This window comes from Mycobacterium sp., from assembly GCF_049608025.1.
Lineage (GTDB): Bacteria > Actinomycetota > Actinomycetes > Mycobacteriales > Mycobacteriaceae > Mycobacterium.
The window spans coordinates 1-23,108 of sequence record NZ_JBMYXC010000016.1 but is presented as its reverse complement, the minus strand read 5'-3'; the positions used below and the strand labels follow the sequence as shown (position 1 = coordinate 23,108).

The following is a 23,108-nucleotide window of genomic DNA, read 5'->3' as shown; positions in this document are numbered from 1 at the left end:
TCAGAGCTATGGGTATCAAGGTGGCGCTGGAGCACCGCACCAGTTACACATTTGACCGCCTCGTGGAGGTGTATCCGCACGTCGTGCGGTTGCGTCCGGCGCCGCACTCGCGCACCCCGATCGAGGCCTACTCACTGCAGGTCGAACCCGCCGACCACTTCGTCAACTGGCAGCAGGACGCCTTCGGCAACTACATGGGCCGGCTGGTCTTCCCGACGCGTACCCGCAGTCTGACCATCGCGGTCGGGTTGATCGCCGATCTGAAGGTGATCAACCCGTTCGATTTCTTCATCGAGGATTACGCCGAGACTGTCGGTTTCGAGTACCCGAAGGCACTGGCCGAGGACCTCAAGCCCTATCTGAGACCGGTCGACGAGGGCGATGAGGCCTCGGGCCCCGGTGACCTCGCCGAGGCGTGGGTGAGCAACTTCTCCGTCGCGCCGGGCACCCGCACCATCGATTTCCTGGTCGCGCTCAATCATGCGGTCAACGCCGACGTCGGCTACAGCGTCCGGATGGAGGCCGGCGTCCAGACACCCGACTTCACGCTGAGCACCGGGATCGGATCCTGCCGGGACTCGGCGTGGCTATTGGTGTCGATTCTGCGACAGATGGGGCTGGCGGCCCGATTCGTCTCGGGTTACCTGGTTCAGCTGACTTCCGATATCGAGGCGCTCGATGGGCCGTCGGGGCCAGTGGCCGATTTCACCGATCTGCACGCCTGGACCGAGGTGTACATCCCGGGCGCCGGTTGGATCGGCTTGGACCCCACCTCGGGTCTGTTCGCCGGTGAGGGCCATATTCCGCTGTCGGCAACCCCCCATCCCGAGTCCGCGGCACCTATCACCGGTGCGACGGAGCCGTGCGAAACCACCTTGGAATTCAGCAATGTCGTCACTCGGGTACACGAGGATCCGCGTGTCACGCTTCCGTACACCGCACAGGCGTGGGCGGAGATCAACGCGCTCGGTGCCCGCGTCGACGAACGGTTGGCCGCCGGTGACGTGCGGCTCACCGTCGGCGGCGAGCCCACGTTCGTCTCGATCGACAATCAGGTCGATCCGGAGTGGACGACCGACGCCGACGGCGAGCACAAGCGCGAACGGGCCTCGGCGCTGGCCGCGCGACTGAAGAAGATCTGGGCTCCGCAGGGTCTGGTGCAGCGCGGGCAGGGCAAGTGGTACCCCGGGGAGCCGCTGCCACGCTGGCAGATCGGGTTGTTGTGGCGGGCAGACGGCGAACCGCTATGGACCGACGAAGCGCTGTTGGCCGACCCGTGGCTCGAGCAACCGCACACGGCTGCGCTGGCCCCCGACGCAGGCCGTCAACTCCTCGACGGTGTCGCCGGCGGGCTGGGCCTGCCCGCCAGCCAGGTCCGCCCGGTGTTCGAGGACCCGCTGAGCCGGCTGGCCGCGGCGGTCCGGCAACCCGAGGGCGATCCGGTCGCCGGCGAGGACGACCTGGAATCCGATAGTCCCGCTGCCCGCGCCGCGCTGCTGGCGAGACTCGAGGAGCCGATCACCGAACCCGCCACCTATGTGCTGCCCTTGCACCGCCGCGAAGACGGGTCGGGCTGGGCCAGTGCCGACTGGAAGCTGCGCCGCGGCCGCATCGTGCTGCTGGAAGGCGATTCGCCCGCCGGGATGCGGCTGCCGTTGGACTCGATCAGCTGGGAACCGCCGCCGGTGGCCTTTGATTCGGATCCGACCCTGGCCCGGTCCGCGCTCCGGGCCCGCGAAGTGGAGCCGCCCGGAGACGAGGAAGACGATCGCGCTGTGGTGGAGGATGCCGAGAGCCTGCCCAGGACCGCGCTGGTGGCCGAGATCCGGGAGGGCCTGCTCTACGTATTCATGCCGCCCACTGAGGAATTGGACGATTTCGTCGATCTGATTCAGCGGATCGAGCGCGCTGCAGCCCGGGTCGGCTGTCCGCTGGTGATCGAGGGCTACGGTCCGCCCGCAGATGCGCGGCTGTGCTCGATGTCCATCACGCCCGACCCGGGTGTCATCGAGGTCAATGTGGCACCGGCGGCAAGCTTCGCCGAGCAACGGGAGCAACTGGCTACGCTGTACGAAGAGGCGCGTCAGGCGCGTCTCTCCACCGAGTCGTTCGATGTGGACGGCACCCACGGCGGGACCGGCGGCGGTAACCACATCACCCTCGGCGGCCGCACCCCCGCGGACTCGCCCATGCTGCGTCGTCCGGACCTGCTCGTCTCGTTGTTGACGTACTGGCAACGTCACCCGTCGCTGTCCTACCTGTTCGCCGGCCGGTTCATCGGCACGACATCGCAAGCTCCCCGGGTCGACGAGGGCCGCCTGAATTCCCTCTACGAACTCGAGATCGCATTCGCCGAAATAGAGCGGCTCGCTCCTTCTTCCGGCGGTCACACGGCGCCCGCGAAACCGGGTCACGGTCGCTCCGCAAGCTCCGCTCCGTGGGTCACCGATCGGGCGCTGCGGCATCTGCTCACCGACATCACCGGAAACACCCATCGCGCCGAGTTCTGCATCGACAAGCTCTACAGCCCTGACAGCGCCCGCGGCCGGCTCGGACTGCTCGAGTTGCGCGGTTTCGAAATGCCGCCGCACTACCAGATGGCGATGGTGCAGTCGCTACTTGTGCGTTCTCTGGTGGCGCGGTTCTGGGAGGCACCCCTGCGCGCCCCGCTGATTCGGCACGGCGCCAACCTGCACGGCCGATATCTGCTGCCGCACTTCCTGATTCAGGATATCGGCGAGGTGGCCGCTGACCTGCGGGCGCACGGCATCGATTTCGATACCAGCTGGCTGGACCCCTTCACCGAGTTCCGGTTCCCGCGGATCGGAACGGCGGTCTTCGGCGGTGTGGAGATCGAGCTGCGCGGCGCGATCGAGCCGTGGAACGTGCTCGGTGAGGAGTCGACGGCCGGCGGCACGGCTCGCTACGTCGATTCGTCGGTGGAACGGATCCAGCTCAGGCTCATCGGCGCCGACCGGCAGCGCTTCATCGTCACCGCCAACGGCCATCCGATTCCGATGCTGCCAACCGACAACCCCGACGTGCAGGTCGGGGGGGTGCGCTTCCGGGCCTGGCAGCCGCCCAGCGCGCTGCACCCGACGATCACCGTTGATGGCCCGCTGCGTTTCGAACTCGTCGACGCCGTGAGCGGAGTGTCCCGGGGCGGCTGCACCTACCACGTGGCGCACCCCGGTGGGCGCAGCTACGACTCTCCGCCGGTCAACGCCGTCGAGGCAGAGTCGCGGCGCGGTCGCCGGTTCGAGGCCAGCGGTTTCACACCGGGTGAGGCGGACCTGGCGGGGCTACGGGAGAAGCAGGCCCGCCAATCGACCGATGTGGGCGCGCCGGGGGTCTTGGATCTGCGACGAGTGCGTACCGTACTGCGGTAATGGCATTTCCCGCAACAGGTCCCACACCGCCGCCGGGGGTCGGGGGGATCGACTTGGACAACCTGCCGGCGTCGGATCCCACCGTACGGCCCCAGCAGGCGCTGTTCGACGTCCAGCCCCCACTGCACGGCGCGGCCGCCGGCTACGACGAATTCGTGGATGCGGCCGGCGACGTTCGGCCGGGTTGGGTGGAACTGGCCGACTTTGCGCGCGAACGCGGCCGCAGCGGCCTGGACCAGTTGCGGGCGGTGGTACGCAGCCTCATCGACAACGACGGCATCACCTACATCCAGGTCGACCACAAAGGCGATGCGATCACCACCGGGGACGGAACCATGGTGCCGGGGCCGTGGCAGCTCGACGCGATCCCGCTGGTGATCTCGGCTGCCGACTGGGACACCCTGGAATCCGGTCTGGTGCAACGCTCGAGGCTGCTGGATGCCGTGCTGACCGACGTCTACGGTGCGCGGCGCACGATCACCGGCGGCCTGCTGCCTCCGCAACTGCTGTTCGCGCACCCCGGCTACGTTCGGGCCGCCCGCGGCATCGAGGTGCCGGGCCGCCATCAGCTGTTCATGCATGGATGCGATATCAGCAGAAGCTCGTCGGGGGAGTTTCAGGTCAACGCCGATTGGACCCAAGCGCCCTCCGGGGCCGGCTACGCGCTGGCGGACCGCCGTGTGGTCGCGAACGCGATCCCGGACCTCTACGAGGAGATCGGGCCCAGTCCTGCCTCGCCGTGGGCGCAGGCCTTGCGGTTGGCGCTGGTCGATGCCGCGCCGGAATCGGCAGAGACACCGGTCGTGGTCGTGCTGAGCCCGGGCATCTATTCCGAGACGGCGTTCGACCAGGCCTATCTGGCCGGCGCGCTGGGGCTTCCGCTGGTCGAGAGTGCCGATCTGGTTGTGCGCGACGGCAAACTGTGGATGCGATCGATGGGGACCCTCCAACGGGTGGACGTGGTGCTGCGTCGGGTTGATGCCGCCTATGCCGACCCGCTCGAGCTCAAGACTGACTCACGGCTGGGGGTGGTGGGTCTGGTCGAGGTGCTGCGCCGCGGCGCGGTGACGGTGGTCAACACCCTCGGCAGCGGCGTGATGGAAAGCCCTGGGCTGCTTCGGTTTCTGCCGGAACTCGCCGAGGAACTGCTCGACGAGACGCCGCTGCTGGCGACCGCGCCGATGTATTGGGGTGGCATCGACGTCGAGCGTTCCCATCTGCTGGCACATCTGTCCTCGCTGCTGATCAAGCCGGTCACCGGCGGTGAACCGATCGTCGGCCCGGAACTGTCGACCGCACAACTCGAGGCACTCGCCTCGCGAATCGAAGCCATTCCGTGGCAGTGGGTGGGACAGGAGCTGCCCCAGTTCTCCTCGGCACCTTCTGATTTCCTGCCCGGGGGGCTGTCCTCGTCGAGCGTCGGCATGCGCTTGTTCACGGTGGCTCAGCACAGTGGCTATGCTCCGATGACCGGTGGCCTCGGCTATCTGGTGGCACCGGGAACTGCGGCCTATCGCCTCAATACTGTTGCAGCCAAGGATATTTGGGTGCGCACGCCGACACGGGTGAGGGCCGAAAAGGTCTCGGTGACGTCAGCCGAGCCGTCGACGCTCGACGACGCTACCGGTTTGCCCCCCACAGTGATCACCTCGAGTCCGACACGTGACATCAGTTCACCGCGAGTGCTGTCCGACCTGTATTGGATCGGCCGGTATGCCGAACGGGCCGAGAACATGGCCCGGTTGTTGACGGTCACCCGCGAGCGGTATCACGAGTTCCGCTACCGCCGCACGATGCCGGGCAGCGAGTGCGTTCCGGTGCTCCTGACAGCGTTGGGCGCGATCACCGGAACTGACACGGGTGCGGGCAGCGACTACGTCGAAATGGTGGCCACCGCCCCGACCACCCTGTGGTCTTTGACCGCGGACCGGTACCGTTCGGGCTCGCTGGCGCAGTCCGTTGAGCGGCTCGGCCTGGCCGCCAGGTCGGTGCGTGACCAAATGTCCAACGACACCTGGATGGTGCTGTCCGCGCTCGAGCGGGCCCTGCTGCACGGGCCGGAGACTCCGCCGGAGTCCCGGGCCGAGGGCGACGCGTTCCTGGCATCGACGAACACCCTCACCCTGGCGGGCATGCTCGCGCTCTCCGGGGTGGTCGCCGAATCGATGGTGCACGACGTCGGCTGGACGATGATGGACATCGGCAAACGAATCGAACGCGGACTGGCGCTCACGGCCCTCTTGCGCGCCACCCTGACCACGGCTCGGCTACCTGACGCTGAAGCGACCATCACGGAGTCGACTCTGATCGCCTGCGAATCCGTGGTCATCTACCGCCGACGCAATCCAGGCGTGGTTAGTTTGGCGGGCGTGGCGGAGTTGGTGTTGTTCGACGGGGAGAACCCGCGTTCGCTGCTGTACCAGCTGGATCGCTTGCGGACCAACCTCAATTCCTTGCCCGGCGCATCGGGGTCGTCGCGGCCCGAGCGGATGGTCGACGAGATCGCCATGCGATTGCGCCGCATCGAACCCGCCGAGCTGGAGGTGGTCACCGCCACGGGCGAACGAGAAGACTTCGACGGGCTACTGGCCGGCATCCACCACGACCTGAGTGAGCTCTCCGGTGTCATCACCGCGACTCACCTCTCGTTGCCCGGCGGCATGCAGCCGCTGTGGGGACGCGAGGCACGGGTGGTCGTCCCGTGACGGCGTTTCCCGATGGGCTCACCGACTCGAGCACCAGCCGTTGTTACCAGATCACTCATCGCACGGTGTACCGGTACTCCGATGTGGTCACCAGCTCCTACGGCCGGGGCTTCCTGACGCCCAGGGACTCGGCGCGCCAGCGCTGTCTGTTTCACGAGCTCGTGATCGAACCCGAAGCGTCGGACAGCTCTACCAGTCGGGACGCCTACGGCAACCTGAGCTCCTACTTCCATGTCACCAAACGACACCGAAGGCTTGCCATCACCAGCCGGTCGGTCGTCGAGGTGGACCCGCCGCCCCCGGACATCTATCAGGGGCCGTCAGCGCGGGCGCCGTGGGAGATCGCGCGGCCTGTGGGCCCAGACGGTGCGTTGGCCACCGAGTTCACCCTGGACCTGGAGCCTCCCGAAATCACCGAGGAAGTGCGTGCCTACGCAGCCCCGAGTTTCACACCGGGCCGGCCGCTGATCGAGGTAGTGCGCGAGTTGACATCACGGATCTATGCGGACTTCACCTACCGGTCCGGGTCGACGACGGTATCTACGCACGTGGGCGAGGTCCTGGCGGCCCGGGAAGGGGTCTGCCAAGACTTCGCTCGGCTCGCGATCGCCTGTCTGCGCGCCAACGGTCTGGCCGCCAGCTATGTCTCCGGCTATCTGGCCACCGACCCTCCGCCGGGAAAGGAACGCATGGTCGGCGTCGACGCCACGCACGCCTGGGCATCGGTATGGACGCCGCAGCACATCTGGCTGGGGCTGGACCCGACAAACGACCAGATGGTGGACGAGCGCTACGTCACTGTGGGTTTCGGTCGCGATTACGCCGACGTCCCGCCACTTCGCGGCATCATCTACACGGACGCGGAGAGCAGCGTCATCGACGTTTCCGTTGACGTGGCCCCGCACGTAGGGGAAGTGCGGCGTGCGTGATTTCCATTGTCCCAACTGTGGACAACGGTTGTCGTTCGAGAACTCGATCTGCCTCAGCTGCAAGAGTGCTCTGGGATTTTCGCTCGACGACATGGCCCTGCTGGTGATCGCGCCGCCTGCGCAGAGCGAACACGGAGGCGCAGTCGATGAAAGTCACTACCGGCTGTGCGCGAACCTGCATCTGGCCGAATGCAATTGGTTGGTCGAGAAGAGCCCGATCGCCAGGCGGTGTGTGTCGTGTGAGCTGACCCGCACCCGGCCCCACGATGCCGATGCCGTCGCCCTGGGGAGATTTGCGGCCGCCGAGAAAGCCAAAAGGCGACTGATCGCCGAACTGCACGAGATGAAGCTGCCGATCGTCGGGCGCGACGAGGACCCGGTGTACGGTCTGGCCTTCGACCTGCTCTCCAGCCAGGTGGAGCAGGTCTTCACCGGCCACCACAACGGCGTGATCACACTGGATCTCGCCGAAGGCGATGACGTGCATCGCGAACAGCTCCGCATCTCGATGGATGAGCCGTACCGCACGCTGCTCGGCCATTTCCGCCATGAGATCGGCCACTATTACTTCTATCGGCTGGTCGGAACCTCAACCAGCTTCTGGCAACGCTTCATCGAGTTGTTCGGGGACCCCAACTCCGACTACCAGGCTGCACTGGAACGTCACTACAGCCAGGGCGCGCCGGAAGGCTGGCAGCGTGACTATGTGTCGTCCTACGCCACCATGCATTCGGCCGAGGACTGGGCCGAGACGTTCGCCCACTATCTGCACATCCGCGACACCCTCGACACCGCAGCCGCATTCGGGATGGTCCGCGCGGGGGCGACGCTGGAGCGTAAAGTGCTGGGACCCAGTGGATTCGATACGATGATCGAAACGTGGCTGCCACTGGCTTGGGCGCTGAACATGGTGAATCGGTCAATGGGCAAGGACGACCTCTACCCGTTCGTGCTGCCTCCGGCGGTGCTGGAGAAGATACGGTTCGTGCACACCGTCATCGAGGAGCTCACCGGCTGACTCCGGCGAGCGCAGACTTAACGAGCAACACACGGGCGGACCTAGGTCATGATCGCCGCGATTCTCCCTACGATCATCGACGTGGCTGACCGCTATGGCACAGATATCCTGGCCGACAACCCGCACCGCAACCGTCGGCCCCGATCCACCCAGCAGCCGGTCGAGATCGGCATGGTCGTCGAGGACGCGCAGACCGGTTTCGTCGGTGCCGTCGTGCGCGTCGAGTACGGGCGAATGGAACTCGAGGACCGGGGCGGCCGGACCAAACCGTTCCCGGTGGGGCCGGGATATCTGATCGATGGGAAGCCGGTGATTCTCACCGCGCCCGAGAAAGTAGCCGCGGCGGAGCGAGCGCGGACAGCGTCGGGCTCGGTCGCGGTCGCCGGTGCCCGCGCCAAGGTCGCGCGGGCCAGCCGCATCTACGTGGAGGGCCGTCACGACGCCGAACTGGTCGAGCAGGTGTGGGGCGAGGACCTGCGCATCGAGGGCGTTGTGGTCGAGTACCTCGGCGGTATCGATGATTTGGCCGCGATCGTGTCGGACTTCGGGCCGAGCCCCGAGCGTCGGCTGGGGGTGTTGGTCGACCACCTGGTGGCAGGATCCAAGGAGGCCCGCATCGCCCAGACAGTTCGCCGCGGACCCGGCGGTGACCATACGCTGGTCGTCGGGCATCCCTTCATCGACATCTGGCAGGCGGTCAAACCCGCGCGCCTGGGGATACGGGCATGGCCGACCATCCCGAAGGGGCAGGACTGGAAACACGGCATATGTGACGCGCTGGGTTGGCAGCATCGCGACCAGGCCGATATCGCCGCCGCATGGCAGAAGATCCGGGGGCGCGTTCGGGACTGGACAGACCTGGAGCCCGCGCTGATCGGTCGCGTCGAGGAGTTGATCGACTTCGTCACGCAACCCACCGATTCGTGACGCAATCTTGTTGACGGCGCCTTTTTGACGGCACAGCCGGTCGCGTCGTGATGCCGTCGCGTCGTGAGGCAGTGGTAAGCAGGGGGCGTGTCCGACAGCCTGTTCGACGTGCCCGGTTCAGCAGCCGACGGCGCCGCCGGTGACGTGCTCGGCGGTGGGCGGTCGCTGCCCCTGGCGGTGCGGATGCGCCCGTCGTCCCTCGACGAAGTCGTCGGCCAGGAAAGTCTGCTCAAGCCCAACTCGCCGCTGCGCCGGCTGGTCGAAGGGTCCGGGGCCGCCTCGGTCATCCTGTATGGCCCCCCGGGAACCGGAAAGACCACGTTGGCCTTATTGATCTCGCAGGCCACCGGGCGCCGGTTCGAGGCGCTGTCAGCCCTGTCTGCCGGCGTCAAGGAAGTGCGCGCCGTAATAGAAACGGCACGGTCGGCGGCCGTCCGGGGCGAGCAGACGGTGTTGTTCATCGACGAGGTGCACCGGTTCTCCAAGACGCAGCAAGATTCGCTGCTGGCAGCGGTGGAAAACCGGATCGTGCTGCTGGTCGCGGCCACCACGGAAAACCCGTCCTTCTCCGTGGTGGCGCCATTGCTCAGTCGCTCACTGATCCTGCAGTTGCAACCGCTGACGCCCGATGCGGTCCGCAGCGTTGTTCAGCGAGCCGTCGACGACGAGCGCGGGTTGGGCGGTCGGGTGCGGGTCAGCGCTGAGGCGATCGACCTGGTGGTGCGGCTGTCCGCGGGCGATGCGCGGCGAGCGCTGACCGCACTGGAGGTGGCAGCTGAGACCGGTGACGCCGTGACAGTCGAGGTCATCGAACAGTCACTCGACCGGGCAGCGGTGCGCTACGACCGCGACGGCGATCAGCACTACGACGTCGTCAGTGCGTTCATCAAGTCCATCCGCGGTTCCGACGTCGATGCCGCGCTGCACTATCTGGCCCGGATGCTGCTGGCGGGGGAGGACCCGCGATTCGTGGCTCGGCGACTGATGATCCTGGCCAGCGAGGACATCGGGATGGCCGATCCGTCCGCATTGCCGACCGCAGTCGCCGCGGCGCAGACTGTCCAACTGATCGGAATGCCGGAGGCGCAGCTGACCTTGGCACACGCGACCGTGCACCTGGCTACAGCGCCCAAATCCAACTCCGTCACCGCGGCGCTGGGTGCTGCGATGGCCGACATCAAGGCCGGCAAAGCCGGGTTGGTGCCTGCCCACCTGCGCGACGGACATTATTCGGGCGCGTCCGCGCTCGGCAACGCCGTCGGCTACCGCTACGCGCATGACGATCCCGGCGGGGTGGTGGCTCAGCAGTATCCGCCTGATGAGCTGGTGGGAGCCGATTACTACCAGCCCACTGCGCGCGGCGCCGAACGTGAGATTTCGGCCAGGCTGCAGAAGCTACGCGCCATCATTCGGCGAAACTGCTGACCACAGGCGGGCCGGGCGGCTCGTAGGCTGGATCGGGATGAAGACTGAACTGCTCGACGTGGACACCTCCCGATGCCGGATCGTGGACCTCACGGCCTCGGTGCGGATGTTCTGCAGGCCTGAGGGGGCAGGGTTGTGCAACGTCTTCGTCCCGCACGCCACGGCGGGCCTCGCCCTGATCGAGGCCGGAGCCGGCTCCGACGACGACCTCGTCGAGGCGCTGGATAGGCTGCTGCCGCGCGACGGCCGCTATCGCCACGCGCACGGCTCTCCCGGTCACGGGGCCGACCACGTACTCCCAGCTCTGGTGTCGCCTTCGGTGACCTTGCCCGTGGTGGACGGCAAGCCGTTGCTGGGCGTCTGGCAGAGCGTCCTGCTCGTCGATCTGAACAGCGATAACCCCCGCCGTTCGGTCCGGTTGAGCTTCGTGCAGGCGTAGCACGGGGGACCGGTACTGTGGGGCGTCGAGTATTCGCAGGTGACGGCCGATCGAGTGACCGGTGCCATTGACTAGAGCCGAGGACAGCAGGACGTGCAGACACACGAGATCAGGAAGCGGTTCCTTGATCATTTCGTGAAGGCGGGCCATGCCGACGTGCCCAGCGCCTCGGTGATCCTCAATGACCCCAATCTGTTGTTCGTCAACGCCGGGATGGTGCAATTCGTCCCATTCTTCCTCGGCCAGCGCACGCCGCCGTGGGAGCGCGCCACCAGTATCCAGAAGTGCATTCGTACCCCGGATATCGAGGAGGTGGGCATCACCACGCGGCACAACACGTTCTTCCAGATGGCCGGCAACTTTTCGTTCGGCGACTATTTCAAGGCCGGGGCTATCGAGTTGGCGTGGACGCTGCTGACCAATCCGGTGGATCAGGGTGGCTACGGCTTCGACCCCGAAAAACTTTGGGCCACAGTTTATCTGGATGACGATGAGGCGGCGCAATTGTGGCAGGACCTCGCTGGATTGCCGCCGGGCCGCATTCAGCGGCGCGGGATGGCGGACAACTATTGGTCCATGGGAATTCCCGGTCCGTGCGGTCCGTCCTCGGAGATCTACTACGACCGTGGCCCCGCATACGGCGTGGAGGGGGGACCCGAGGCCAACGAGGACCGCTACATCGAAATCTGGAATCTCGTGTTCATGCAGAACGAGCGTGGTGAGGGCACGTCCAAGGAGAGCTTCGAGATCCTGGGCCCGCTGCCGCGCAAGAACATCGACACCGGCATGGGTATCGAGCGGGTGGCCTGCCTACTGCAGGAAGTCGACAACGTCTACGAAACCGACCTGATGCGTCCCGCCATCGACCTGGTGGCCGGCGTTGCCCCGCGCGGGTACGGACAGGGTCGGCACGAAGACGACGTGCGCTACCGGATCATCGCCGACCACAGCCGGACCGCCGCAATCATCATCGCCGACGGGGTAAGTCCGGGCAACGAGGGCCGCGGCTACGTGCTTCGGCGGTTGTTGCGCCGCATCATCCGCGCCGCGAAATTGCTGGGCGTCGAGCAGCCGATCATGGCCGACCTGATGGCCACGGTGCGGGACGCTGTGGGTCCGTCATATCCAGAACTTCTCAGCGACTTCGATCGCATTCAGCGCATCGCGGTGGCCGAGGAGACTGCTTTCAACCGCACGCTGGCGTCGGGATCCCGGCTGTTCGACGATGCGGCACGCGCGACAAAGGCCTCCGGCACCGATGTGCTGTCCGGAGCCGAGGCCTTCACGCTGCACGACACCTATGGTTTCCCGATCGAATTGACCCTCGAGATGGCCGCGGAGGCCGATCTGCGAGTCGACGAGGAAGGTTTCCGCGGCCTGATGGCCGAGCAGCGCCGCCGGGCAAAGGCAGACGCCGCCGCGCGCAAACAGGCACACGCCGATCTATCGGCCTATCGCGACCTCGTTGATGCCGGTCCAACTCAGTTCACCGGTTTCGATGAATTATCTACCGAAGCAAAGATTCTCGGTATCTTCGTGGATGGTAAGCGGGTCCCGGTGGTAGCTCATGACCCCGCTGCGGAGTCGCGGGTCGAGCTGATCCTCGACCGCACCCCGTTCTACGCTGAATCGGGCGGGCAGATCGCCGACGAGGGCAGCGTTAGCGGTACGGGGGCCTCGGAGACGGCGCGGGCGGCCGTGACCGACGTGCAGAAGATTGCGAAAACTCTTTGGGCGCATCGCGTTACGGTGGAGTCGGGCGAGTTCGTCGAAGGTGACACCGTCATGGCGGCAGTCGACCCCCGCTGGCGGCAGGGCGCCACCCAGGGGCATTCCGGAACGCACATGGTGCATGCTGCTTTGCGACAGGTGCTGGGCCCCAACGCTGTTCAGGCAGGTTCACTGAATCGTCCTGGCTATCTGAGGTTCGACTTCAATTGGCATGGTGCGCTCAGCGAGGACCAGCGCACGCAAATCGAAGAGGTCACCAACGAAGCGGTTGAGGCCGATTTCGAGGTGCACAGCTACACCACCGATCTGGATCGGGCGAAGGCGATGGGCGCGATGGCGCTCTTCGGCGAGGCCTACCCCGACGAGGTTCGGGTCGTCGAGATCGGCGGGCCGTTCTCGTTGGAGTTGTGCGGAGGCACCCATGTCCGCAATTCGGCCAAGATCGGTCCGGTCACGCTCCTTGGCGAGTCGTCGGTCGGGTCGGGTATTCGGCGTGTCGAGGCCTATGTCGGGCTGGATTCTTTCCGGCACCTGGCCAAGGAGCGCGCGCTCATGGCGGGTCTGGCGTCGTCGCTCAAGGTCCCCTCGGATGAGGTGCCCGCGCGCGTCGCCGGCCTGGTCGAACGGTTACGGGCGGCCGAGAAGGATCTGGACCGCCTTCGACTGGTGAACGCGCGCGCCGCGGCGGCAAATGCGGCCGCCGGCGCCGAGGAGGTCGGTAAGGTCCGGGTCGTGGCTCAGCGGATGGCCGGCGGAATGGCGGCAGGTGACCTGCGTTCACTGGTCGGCGATATTCGCGGCAAGCTGGGCAGCGGCCCGGCCGTGGTAGCACTGATCGGCGCCCCGGGTGAGCCCGGCGAGGGGAAAGACGCAGGCGGGAGCCTTTCGGTCCCGTATGTGGTGGCGGTAAACCAGTCGGCGCAGGATCTCGGTCTGCGCGCCGACGACCTGATCAAGCAGCTTGGTAGCGCGATCGACGGTCGCGGCGGGGGTAAGGCAGATCTGGCGCAGGGATCCGGTAAGAGTGCCGCCGGCATCGACGCGGCCTTGGCAGCGGTGCGCGCAGAGATCGGCCGGAGATAGCGGGATGGCCCACATCGAGGAACCCGACTGGCGGGACCGCCTTCCGGACCGGCCCGGGGACCCGAAATCGGCTCCCGACCCGGGTTGCGGTCGGCGAGTTGGCATCGACGTCGGTAGCGTCCGTATCGGGGTGGCTGTCAGCGACCCCGACGGCATTCTTGCGACGCCGGTTGAGACCGTCGCCAGAGACCGTCGCTCGGGCAAGCACCTACGTCGGCTCGCGCGGATTGTCGGCGAACACCAAGCCGTCGAGGTGGTGGTGGGGCTGCCGCGCACCCTGGGTGATCGCGCCGGGTCGTCGGCCCAGGATGCCATCGAGATGGCCGACCTGCTGGCAGTGCGGATATCGCCGGTGCCGGTGCGACTGGTCGACGAACGGCTCACCACCGTCACCGCGCAGCGCTCACTGCGCGAGGCCGGTGTGCGGGCCAGGGGGCAACGCTCGATGATCGATCAGGTCGCCGCGGTGGGGATTCTGCAGAACTGGCTGAACCAGCGGCGGGTTGCGCTGACGGCGCACGGAGAGGCCAGGGATGGCTGACGATTGGCCCAGCGAACGCGCCGAACCTCTGGAGGTAGGACCTCCCCGACAGCGGATGGCCCGTCGTGATCGAGCCCGGGACGCCCGACTCAAGCGCAAGCGCCGGTTCGCATTGGTGATGGCGCTGGGCCTGCTCGTGGTGGTGGTGGTCGGCGCGGTGTTCCTGGGTTCCCGGATGTGGAATTCGCTGTTCGACACTACTGCCGGCGACTACGCCGGCGACGGCGTCAACGACGTGGTTATCCAGGTCCACGCGGGCGACTCGACCACCGCGATCGGCAGGACGCTGCAGGAACAGAATGTGGTGGCGACATCCCAGGCTTTCATCGATGCGGCCTCGGGTAATCCGGCCATCGCGGCCATTCAGCCGGGGTTCTACAAGGTTCGCACCGAGATCCCCGCGGCCAGCGTGGTCGTCCGGTTGACCGATCCGGCCAACCGAGTCGGCAGGTTGGTGATTCCCGAGGGTCGGCAGCTCGACGACATCCAGGACGTCCGGACCCACGCGGTCACCGACGGCATCCTCACACTGATCTCCAACGCGTCGTGTGTGGATCTCGACGGCGACCGGAGTTGCGTATCGGCAAGGGATCTCGGCAATATTGCCGGCTCCGCGCCACCGGATCTGCTGGCCGTCCCGCAGTGGGCGATGGGGCCGGTACAGGCGCTCGGGACCGACCATCGCCGGCTGGAGGGGCTGATCGCGCCGGGCACCTGGAACATCGACCCATCGGCAGAGCCGCTGGACATCTTGGCCACGCTGATCTCGGCCAGCGCGGTGCAGTACGGGCAGGGCGGACTGATCGAAACCGCTGCCGAATTGGATATGTCGCCGTACGAGATCTTAATCGTGGCGTCGCTGGTGCAGCGCGAAGCCAAGCCGCAGGACTTCTCGAAGGTAGCCCGGGTGATCTTCAACCGGCTGGCCGAGCAACGGACCCTGCAGTTCGACTCGACAGTGAATTACCCGCTAGACCGCATCGAGGTGGCGACCACCGATGCTGACCGGGGGCGGGAGACGCCGTGGAACACCTATGTGCGGCCCGGACTTCCGGCCACACCGATCTGTTCGCCAGGCCAGCCCGCCCTCGCGGCGGCCGAGCGGCCAGAACCGGGGGACTGGTTGTATTTCGTGACCGTGGACATGCAGGGCAAGACGCTGTTCACTCGCGAGTACGGGGAGCACCTCGCCAACATCGAAATCGCGAAAAGCAACGGCGTCCTCGATTCCGCGCGATGAGCGCTTGCGCGAAGAGCTGTTGAGCGCGATGAGCGGCAGTCCCCGACGGGCCGCGGTCCTCGGTTCTCCGATTGCGCACTCGCGGTCTCCGCAGCTGCACCTGGCGGCCTACCGCGCTCTCGGCCTGGGCGACTGGACCTACGATCGGATCGAGTGCACCGGTGAGCAGCTACCCGGTGTGATGGGTGGATTCGGGCCGGAGTGGGTGGGGGCGTCGGTGACGATGCCGGGCAAGTTCGCCGCGCTGCGGTTCGCCCATAGCGCCACCGCACGCGCGAGGTTGGTCGGGTCGGCCAATACGTTGGTCCGTTCGGCGGCGGGCTGGCATGCCGACAACACCGACATCGACGGAGTGGTTGGCGCGCTGGCAGGTATCGGGGTGTCCGGCCGGGCAATGGTGGTGGGCTCGGGCGGCACCGCTCCCGCGGTGGTCGCCGGCCTCGTTGAGCTTGGCGCGCAACACATCGCGGTCGCCGCGCGGAATGGACAGAAGGCGGAGAATCTGGTTCACCTGGCGATCCGCTGCGGTGCTCGATCGCACTGGTGCGATGTCGCCGACGCGAAGCTGGACCGGGAGGTGGCCGGCGTGGACGTGGTGGTGAACACGGTGCCCGCCGACGCGGTGACCCCGTACGCGCCGAAGCTGGCAATGACGCCGGTTCTGCTCGACGCCATCTACGACCCGTGGCCCACACCACTGGCCTCGGCGGTCCAGGCTGCCGGTGGGACGGTGATCAGCGGCCTGCAGATGCTGCTGAACCAAGCTTGCACGCAGGTCGAGCAGTTCACTGGGCTGCCGGCGCCAAGAGAAGTGATGAGCGCTGCGCTCGGGGTGGCCCCCTGACTCGGTGAAACTGCTGCGCAGACTGGAGTGAAACTGCTGCGCAGGACACCCCGGTAGCGGGCCTAGCCTGGGGGGATGGGGGAGCTCTGGCCGAAATTGGCCGCCATCGGTGTGGCCTGTTGGCTGGTGGCATTGAGTTACATCGATATTCGGCAGCGACGCCTCCCCAATGTGCTGACCCTGCCCGGCGCGGCTCTGCTGCTGGCTGGTGCCGCGCTGACTGGTCACGGCGTGAAGGCTGCGGCGGGGGCGGCGGCGATGTTCGCGGTCTACGCGGTCGTGCACATCGCTGCTCCACGGGCGATGGGTGCCGGCGACATCAAGCTCGCGATCGGTCTCGGTGCCCTCACCGGGGCATTCGGACCCGAGGTCTGGCTGTTGGCCGCGCTGGGCGCGTCGGCCCTCACCTGCCTGCTGGGGTTGGTAAGACTCATCGGCGGTGATCGATCGCCCGTGCCGCACGGTCCGTCGATGTGTGTGGCCGCGGTGGGCGCGGTGGCCGTCGTGCTGATCTAGCGCAGCCTGGTCAGCGGGGTTCCGGCGCCGTGCGAAAATGGGACTCGTGTTGCGATGGACGACAGCAGGTGAATCCCACGGCCGCGCGTTGGTAGCCATGGTCGAAGGCATGGTTGCCGGCGTCCAGGTCACCTCGCACGACATCGCGGGGCAGTTGGCCCGGCGGCGGCTCGGTTACGGCCGGGGAGCGCGCATGAAGTTCGAGCAGGACCAGATCACCCTGCTGGCAGGGTTGCGCCACGGCGTGACTCTGGGCGGTCCGATCGCCATCGAGATCGGCAATACCGAATGGCCGAAATGGGAGACGGTGATGGCCCCCGATCCCCTCGATCCGGCCGCGCCGGCTGACGGGGCAGCCCGCAACGCGCCGCTGACCCGCCCGCGACCCGGTCATGCTGACTATGCCGGGATGCTCAAATACGGCTTCGACGACGCCCGCCCGGTACTGGAGCGCGCCAGCGCCCGCGAAACCGCGGCCCGGGTCGCCGCGGGCACCGTCGCCCGTGCCTTTCTGCATCAGGCACTCGGCGTGGAGGTCATCTCCCACGTCATTTCAATCGGGGCGTCCAAGCCCTACGACGGACCTCCGCCGCAGGCCACAGACTTGGCTGCGATCGACGCCAGCCCGGTACGCGCTTTCGACGAGGCAGCTGAAAGGCTGATGATCGCCGAGATCGAGGACGCGAAACGCGACGGCGACACATTGGGCGGGGTCGTCGAGGTCGTCGCCCACGGACTGCCCATCGGACTCGGCTCATTCACCAGCGGTGCGGACCGGCTGGACAGCCAGTTGGCCGGCGCGGTGATGGGGATACAGGCGATCAAGGGTGTGGAGATCGGTGACGGCTTCGAGACCGCCCGCAGGCGCGGCAGCGGGGCCCATGACGAGATGTATCCGGGGCCCGACGGCGTCGTGCGGTCGACCAACCGAGCCGGCGGACTCGAAGGCGGAATGACCAACGGCCTACCGGTGCGGGTGCGCGCCGCGATGAAGCCGATTTCCACGGTGCCGCGTGCGCTGGCCACGGTGGACATGGCCACCGGCGAGGAAGCGGTGGCCATTCACCAGCGTTCCGACGTGTGTGCGGTGCCTGCTGCCGCTGTCGTGGTCGAGACGATGGTCGCGCTGGTGCTCGCGCGGGCCGCTCTGCAGAAGTTCGGCGGCGACTCCCTGGCCGAGACCCGGGCCAACATCGACTCCTATCTGCGTGCGGTGGCCGACCGCGAACCGTCCGGCATTGTGCAGGCATCGAGCTGATGGTTCCCAAAGCGGTTCTCATCGGGCTACCCGGATCGGGCAAGTCCACGATCGGCCGGCGGCTCGCCAAGACCTTGGACCTCGGGTTGCTCGACACCGACGTGGCGATCGAGAAGACCACCGGCCGCACCATAGCCGAAATCTTCGCCACCGATGGTGAAGCGCAGTTCCGTCGAATCGAGGCGGACGTCGTCCGCGATGCGCTCGCGAACCACGACGGCGTCTTGTCGCTCGGTGGTGGCGCGGTGACCACCGCCGCTGTGCGCGAGGCGCTGCGCGGGCACACGGTGGTCTACCTGGAAATCAACGCGGCCGAAGGGGTTCGCCGTACCGGGGGTTCCACGGTGCGGCCGCTGCTGGCCGGACCGGATCGCGCTGAAAGATTCAAAGCGTTGATGGCAGAACGGGTTCCGCTGTATCGCCAGGTGGCCACTCTGCGGGTCAGCACCAGTCACCGCAACCCCGGATCGGTCGTCCGCTACATCGCGTCCCGCCTGGAGAGCCCGGAGGGCGCCAAGCCCGAACGCCGACGCCGACGACCGCCGTGGCGGCGCGCCCCGATGTCTCTGACAACGCCCCCGTCCACCGAGGCGCCTCCCAGCCCCGCCGCAGTCGCGGCCAGAAAGACCAGTGGATCACCCGGTCTACGAAAGGAAACACCGTGACTGAGCCGGTGCCAGACCCCGTCACGGTCACCGTACGCACCGATCCCCCCTACCCGGTGATCATCGGGACAGGTCTGCTCGATGACTTGGCGCGCCTCCTCGACAACAGACACAGGGTGGCGATCCTGCACCAGCCGACTCTGGCGCAGACAGCCGAGGTGATACGGAACCACCTGTCAGACAAGGGAATCGATGCACATCGGATCGAGATCCCCGATGCCGAGGCGGGGAAAGAGCTCCCGGTCGTAGGGTTCGTGTGGGAAGTTCTGGGCCGGATCGGTATCGGCCGCAAGGACGCGATCGTCAGCTTGGGTGGGGGAGCGGCCACCGATGTCGCCGGCTTCGTCGCGGCCACGTGGCTGCGCGGGGTGGACATCGTGCACGTCCCGACCACGCTGCTCGGCATGGTCGACGCGGCGGTGGGTGGAAAGACCGGGATCAACACCGACGCTGGCAAGAACCTCGTGGGTGCCTTCCACCAGCCCGCCGCGGTGCTGGTGGACCTCGCCACGCTGGAATCACTGCCCCGTAATGAGATCGTGGCGGGGATGGCCGAGGTCGTGAAGGCCGGCTTCATCGCCGACCCGGTGATTCTCGACACCATCGAGGCCGACCCAGAGGCCGCGCTCGATCCCTCCGGCGCGGTGCTGCCAGAGCTGATCAGACGCGCGGTGGCGGTCAAGGCTGAAGTGGTCGCCGCCGACGAGAAAGAGTCGCAGCTGCGAGAAGTCCTCAACTACGGGCACACCCTGGCGCATGCCATCGAACGCCGTGAGCGCTACCAGTGGCGACACGGTGCCGCGGTGTCTGTCGGGCTGGTGTTCGCCGCCGAACTGGGCCGGGTGGCCGGTCGCCTGGATGATGCCACCGCCGAGCGGCACCGGGCGATTCTGAGCGCACTGGGGCTGCCGGTCACCTATGACGCCGATGCGCTTCCGCAACTGCTGGAGACGATGGCCGGTGACAAGAAGACTCGCGCCGGAGTGCTGCGCTTCGTGGTGCTGGACGGGTTGGCCAAGCCGGGCCGGCTGGAAGGGCCCGATCCGTCGCTGCTGGCCGCCGCCTACGCCGAGGTTGCCCGGACAAGGAGTTAGTCCGGCTTGTCGACCGGCCTGGTTTGGTCATCGTCGGCGAGCGCAACCGATGACGTCTGCTGTTCGGGCTGACCTGCGGGCTCTGGGCGTTGGTCAGAAACGTCGCGGTCGTCGGGCACCGCGGGGAACACGTCGGTATCGGCGCGGTCGTCGTCGCCTTCGCGACGGCGCGGTTGGGCAGGGGTCTTTCGATCGACCAGCCAGCGGCCCAGCGCGACACCAACGAACGAGGGGAAGAAGACCAGTAGCGCGGTGAACGCCGCGAACGTCGTCACTTCATTCATCAAGCTCTCGACATACATGTTCTCGTAGATCAACCCGATGAACCAGGCCACCACGCCGCTGACCACTCCTGCGAACAGTCCGGCCAGCAGCCACACCATCGCCAGGTCGGGGCGCCGGTCCGGATCGGGGTTGGCGCGCGCATCCTTGCGGCCGTCCAGGTAGCCCCACACGGGGACAACGATCGCGTAGGCACCGATCAGGAGGGCGCTGATCAATCCCGACTTGGTCTCCCAGACGTTGACCATCGCTCCCTGCAGCAGCCGGACGATCACCATCAGGGCGGCAAATACCAGCCCGCGCACCAGCCACTTGCTCATGAGGGCACACCCTAGCGAGTAGCGTCACCGGCTGTGACGATTTCTCAGCGCCGCGACCGGTTGCGCCAACTCCTGGCTTCGGCAGCACTCGATGCTCTGCTGGTATCAGACCTGCTCAACGTCCGTTATCTGTCCGGATTCACCGGTTCGAATGCCGCGCTGCTGATCCTCACCGGAAGCGAAACTCCGGTGCTCGCCACCGACGGCCGCTACCGCGCCCAGGCCGCCGAGCAGGCACTCGGTGCTGAGATCGTCATCGAGCGGGCGTGTGCTCCGCATCTGGTCAGGCGAGCGGCCGAAGCCGGTGTCGGCAAACTGGGATTCGAAAGCCACGTGGTGACCGTTGATGGGTTCGCTGCGCTGGCCCGCTCGGCCGGTGAGCAGTGCGAGTTGGTGCACGCCGGCGGGATGGTGGAGGGTCTGCGCGAGGTCAAGGACGCCGGGGAGATCGCACTGCTGCGGTTGGCCTGCGAGGCGGCCGACGAGGCGCTGACGGACTTGGTGGAGGGTGGCGGTCTGCGACCCGGCCGAACCGAGAAAGAGGTCAGGCGCGAGTTGGAGGGGTTGATGCTCGACCACGGCGCCGACGGGGCGTCGTTCGAGACCATCGTCGCGACCGGACCGAACTCGGCGATTCCTCATCACCGGCCCACTGACGCCGTCCTGGCCGCCGGTGACTTCGTCAAGATCGACTTCGGCGCCTTGGTGAGCGGCTACCACTCGGACATGACCCGCACGTTTGTGCTCGCCCCGATCGCTCAGTGGCAACACGACATCTACGATCTGGTGGCCACGGCCCAGTGCGCCGGCCGGGAGGCGCTCGCGGCCGGGGTCGCGCTGAGCGCGGTCGATGCGGCATCACGCCAGGTCATCAGCAATGCCGGGTATGCCGACAACTTTGGCCATGGCCTTGGCCACGGCGTGGGCTTGCAGATCCATGAAGCGCCGGGAATCAATGCCGCGGCCGCCGGTACACTCCTTGCTGGCTCCGCGGTGACCGTCGAGCCCGGCGTCTATCTGCCCGACCGCGGCGGGGTCCGCATCGAGGACACGCTGGTGGTTGGCGATGACGGCGGCGCAGGCAGGAACATCGGGGCTGACAGCCCCGAACTACTTACCCGGTTCCCCAAAGAACTGGTGATCCTCTAGAAGCTAGGAGAACAACCGACCGTGGCATCGACCGCAGACTTCAAGAACGGGCTCGTCCTGCAGATCGACGGCCAGCTCTGGCAGATCGTCGAATTCCAGCACGTCAAGCCAGGCAAGGGCCCGGCCTTCGTGCGGACGAAGCTGAAGAATGTGCTGTCCGGCAAGGTCGTCGACAAGACCTACAACGCCGGGGTGAAAGTGGAGATCGCGACGGTGGACCGCCGCGATGCCACCTACCTGTACCGCGACGGATCCGACTTCGTGTTCATGGACTCCGAGGATTTCGAGCAGCACCCGTTGTCGGAGGCGCTGGTCGGCCGTTCCGCGGATTTCCTGCTGGAGAGCTTGCCGGTGCAGATCGCGTTCCATGACGGCGCTCCTCTGTACCTCGAGATGCCGGTGACCGTCGAACTCGAGGTCGCTAACACCGAGCCCGGCCTGCAGGGTGACCGGTCCAGCGCCGGAACGAAGCCGGCGACAATGCAAACCGGTGCCGAGATCCAGGTGCCGTTGTTCATCAACACCGGCGACAAGCTCAAGGTGGATTCCCGCGACGGCAGCTACCTGGGAAGGGTCAATGCCTGACCGGAAAGGTGACCGGGGCCGTCACCAGGCCCGCAAACGCGCCGTCGACCTGCTGTTCGAGGCCGACGCCCGCGGGATCACCCCCGCCGAGGCCGCTGACTGGCGAAACGCGCTGGCGCAGAATCAGTCTGAAGACGTGTCTCCTCTCAACCCCTACACGGTTACGGTCGCACGCGGCGTGACCGAACACTCAGCGCATCTCGACGACTTGATCTCGGCCCACCTGCAGGGCTGGACGCTGGACCGACTGCCTGCAGTCGATCGGGCCATCCTGCGCGTCGCGGTGTGGGAACTCCTCCATGGCGAAGACGTCCCCGAGCCGGTTGCTGTCGACGAGGCTGTCGAACTGGCCAAGCAGCTCTCCACCGACGATTCACCAGGGTTCGTCAATGGCGTTCTGGGGCAGATCATGTTGGTGACTCCGCAGATCCGCGCGGCAGCGGCCGCAGTGCAGGGCAGCCACGAAGGCAGTTCCGGAACGTAGTTGGGCGCGCCGCAGGACTGGGCTCCATACTCCAGTGTCGACGAGGCGGCGGGGGTTTAGGCGGGGTTTATCTGCGCGACCCGGAGTTGGCGCTGGACCAGGTGCGTTCCGTGCTGATCATCTGGTGTGCCGATGACGCGATGTCCAACCCGCACGATGGCAGCGAGTCACGCCCCGCCCGAGCGGCCTCGGTTCGGTCGATCCTGGCATCCAACATCACCGTCCGAATGTCAGCGCCGAATACGAGGTGCTCAGCGATGGCAACCGCCGTCCGTCGGAGGTGAAGTTGCGGATAGTAAAGCTGACCTCTCAAGCGGCTTTGAAGGTGACGAGGTCGATGCTGAGTTGGCCTTCGATGATGCTTATGGTTCGTCGTAGGGGTGGCCCCGGTAGTGGTGGTGCGCTGGATTGGTAGGTCGCCGCGGTGGGGGTGGTGAATTCGGCGAGGTGCTCGCCGCGCTGTTCGGTGGTGGTGACCGTCCAG

18 protein-coding genes and 1 pseudogene are annotated in these 23,108 nt (G+C 66.8%); 18 read left to right on the top strand and 1 reads right to left on the bottom strand.

Features of this window, described 5'->3' with window-relative positions; translation table 11 throughout:
• Positions 1 to 8: 8 nt before the first annotated feature.
• The 15 genes and pseudogenes from ACPGXI_RS07960 to aroB all read left to right on the top strand — a co-directional run bounded on the left by ACPGXI_RS07960 (position 9) and on the right by aroB (position 19,804).
• On the top strand, positions 9 to 3,389 hold the full coding sequence (locus ACPGXI_RS07960; RefSeq protein WP_526651673.1) for a transglutaminase family protein: 3,381 nt from the start codon (positions 9 to 11) through the stop codon (positions 3,387 to 3,389).
• Entirely contained in the window at positions 3,389 to 6,094 is a 2,706-nt protein-coding gene (locus ACPGXI_RS07955) for a circularly permuted type 2 ATP-grasp protein (RefSeq protein WP_526651566.1), read from the top strand. The genes ACPGXI_RS07960 and ACPGXI_RS07955 overlap by 1 nt, the downstream gene beginning before the upstream one ends.
• Complete coding sequence (locus tag ACPGXI_RS07950) at positions 6,091 to 7,023, top strand: transglutaminase-like domain-containing protein (protein WP_526651564.1); 933 nt, start codon at positions 6,091 to 6,093, stop codon at positions 7,021 to 7,023. Before ACPGXI_RS07955 ends, ACPGXI_RS07950 begins: the two co-directional genes overlap by 4 nt.
• Positions 7,016 to 8,041 (top strand): zinc-binding metallopeptidase family protein, encoded by a 1,026-nt coding sequence (locus tag ACPGXI_RS07945; RefSeq protein WP_526651562.1) that lies wholly within the window; start codon positions 7,016 to 7,018, stop codon positions 8,039 to 8,041. Before ACPGXI_RS07950 ends, ACPGXI_RS07945 begins: the two co-directional genes overlap by 8 nt.
• An 81-nt stretch (positions 8,042 to 8,122) precedes the next feature.
• A complete protein-coding gene (locus ACPGXI_RS07940; RefSeq protein WP_526651560.1) occupies positions 8,123 to 8,968 on the top strand; it encodes a DUF3097 family protein in 846 nt (281 codons plus the stop codon).
• An 87-nt stretch (positions 8,969 to 9,055) separates the two neighbouring features.
• Positions 9,056 to 10,393, top strand: a complete 1,338-nt coding sequence (locus ACPGXI_RS07935; protein ID WP_526651558.1) for a replication-associated recombination protein A — start codon at positions 9,056 to 9,058, stop codon at positions 10,391 to 10,393.
• 49 nt (positions 10,394 to 10,442) lie between these two features.
• The gene (locus ACPGXI_RS07930) at positions 10,443 to 10,832 is read left to right on the top strand and encodes a secondary thiamine-phosphate synthase enzyme YjbQ (RefSeq protein WP_526651671.1); all 390 of its coding nucleotides are present in this window, start codon (positions 10,443 to 10,445) and stop codon (positions 10,830 to 10,832) included.
• A gap of 93 nt (positions 10,833 to 10,925) precedes the next feature.
• Positions 10,926 to 13,646, top strand: coding sequence for an alanine--tRNA ligase (gene alaS, locus ACPGXI_RS07925; protein WP_526651556.1), 2,721 nt, complete (start codon positions 10,926 to 10,928; stop codon positions 13,644 to 13,646).
• Between the two features lie 4 nt (positions 13,647 to 13,650).
• Positions 13,651 to 14,187 carry a Holliday junction resolvase RuvX gene (gene ruvX / locus ACPGXI_RS07920; protein WP_526651554.1) on the top strand — a complete coding sequence of 179 codons (537 nt, stop codon included), beginning with the start codon at positions 13,651 to 13,653 and terminating at the stop codon, positions 14,185 to 14,187.
• Complete coding sequence (locus ACPGXI_RS07915; RefSeq protein ID WP_526651552.1) at positions 14,180 to 15,427, top strand: endolytic transglycosylase MltG; 1,248 nt, start codon at positions 14,180 to 14,182, stop codon at positions 15,425 to 15,427. The genes ruvX and ACPGXI_RS07915 overlap by 8 nt, the downstream gene beginning before the upstream one ends.
• 28 nt (positions 15,428 to 15,455) lie before the next feature.
• Positions 15,456 to 16,271: a shikimate dehydrogenase gene (locus tag ACPGXI_RS07910; RefSeq protein WP_526651550.1), complete on the top strand. Its 816-nt coding sequence runs from the start codon at positions 15,456 to 15,458 to the stop codon at positions 16,269 to 16,271.
• Positions 16,272 to 16,346: 75 nt separating this feature from the next.
• Positions 16,347 to 16,787, top strand: coding sequence for a prepilin peptidase (locus ACPGXI_RS07905; protein ID WP_526651548.1), 441 nt, complete (start codon positions 16,347 to 16,349; stop codon positions 16,785 to 16,787).
• A 46-nt stretch (positions 16,788 to 16,833) separates the two neighbouring features.
• Complete coding sequence (gene aroC / locus ACPGXI_RS07900; RefSeq protein ID WP_526651669.1) at positions 16,834 to 18,045, top strand: chorismate synthase; 1,212 nt, start codon at positions 16,834 to 16,836, stop codon at positions 18,043 to 18,045.
• A pseudogene (locus ACPGXI_RS07895) lies at positions 18,045 to 18,551 on the top strand (shikimate kinase); the annotation flags it as partial. The gene aroC and the pseudogene ACPGXI_RS07895, both read left to right, overlap by 1 nt.
• A gap of 167 nt (positions 18,552 to 18,718) precedes the next feature.
• Positions 18,719 to 19,804 (top strand): 3-dehydroquinate synthase, encoded by a 1,086-nt coding sequence (gene aroB, locus ACPGXI_RS07890; RefSeq protein WP_526651667.1) that lies wholly within the window; start codon positions 18,719 to 18,721, stop codon positions 19,802 to 19,804.
• On the opposite strand, the gene ACPGXI_RS07885 is transcribed toward aroB, so the two are convergent.
• Positions 19,801 to 20,406, bottom strand: coding sequence for a B-4DMT family transporter (locus ACPGXI_RS07885; RefSeq protein WP_526651546.1), 606 nt, complete (start codon positions 20,404 to 20,406; stop codon positions 19,801 to 19,803). The genes aroB and ACPGXI_RS07885 overlap by 4 nt on opposite strands.
• Before the next feature lie 33 nt (positions 20,407 to 20,439).
• On the opposite strand from ACPGXI_RS07885, the gene ACPGXI_RS07880 reads away from it, so the two are divergent.
• From ACPGXI_RS07880 to nusB, 3 genes are read left to right on the top strand one after another with little or no spacing between them, the layout of a single operon-like run.
• A complete protein-coding gene (locus tag ACPGXI_RS07880) occupies positions 20,440 to 21,555 on the top strand; it encodes a M24 family metallopeptidase (RefSeq protein WP_526651544.1) in 1,116 nt (371 codons plus the stop codon).
• 21 nt (positions 21,556 to 21,576) lie between these two features.
• Positions 21,577 to 22,140: an elongation factor P gene (gene efp / locus ACPGXI_RS07875; RefSeq protein WP_526651542.1), complete on the top strand. Its 564-nt coding sequence runs from the start codon at positions 21,577 to 21,579 to the stop codon at positions 22,138 to 22,140.
• On the top strand, positions 22,133 to 22,624 hold the full coding sequence (gene nusB, locus ACPGXI_RS07870; protein ID WP_526651540.1) for a transcription antitermination factor NusB: 492 nt from the start codon (positions 22,133 to 22,135) through the stop codon (positions 22,622 to 22,624). Before efp ends, nusB begins: the two co-directional genes overlap by 8 nt.
• The last annotated feature ends 484 nt before the right edge of the window (positions 22,625 to 23,108 follow it).